The organism is Sporolactobacillus terrae DSM 11697, assembly GCF_000648615.1.
Classification (GTDB): domain Bacteria; phylum Bacillota; class Bacilli; order Bacillales; family Sporolactobacillaceae; genus Sporolactobacillus; species Sporolactobacillus terrae.
Genome location: NZ_JFZC01000024.1, coordinates 1 through 272, shown reverse-complemented (window position 1 = coordinate 272; position 272 = coordinate 1). Strand labels below are relative to the sequence as shown.

General features: G+C 55.9%; 1 rRNA gene. It reads left to right on the top strand.

From position 1 onward, the window contains the following. Positions 1 to 6: 6 nt before the first annotated feature. Positions 7 to 272: ribosomal RNA gene (locus AA84_RS0103025) — 16S ribosomal RNA — on the top strand; the annotation flags it as partial.

Sequence of the window (272 nt, the reverse complement as noted above, 5' to 3'; positions counted from 1 at the left end):
ATAAACTTTTTGGAGAGTTTGATCCTGGCTCAGGACGAACGCTGGCGGCGTGCCTAATACATGCAAGTCGAGCGCACAGAAGGGAGCTTGCTCCTGGACGTGAGCGGCGGATGGGTGAGTAACACGTGGGCAACCTGCCTGTAAGACGGGGATAACTTCGGGAAACCGGAGCTAATACCGGATAATCCCTCGCACCGCATGGTGCGAGGTTGAAAGATGGTTTCGGCCATCACTTACAGATGGGCCCGCGGTGCATTAGTTAGTTGGCGGGG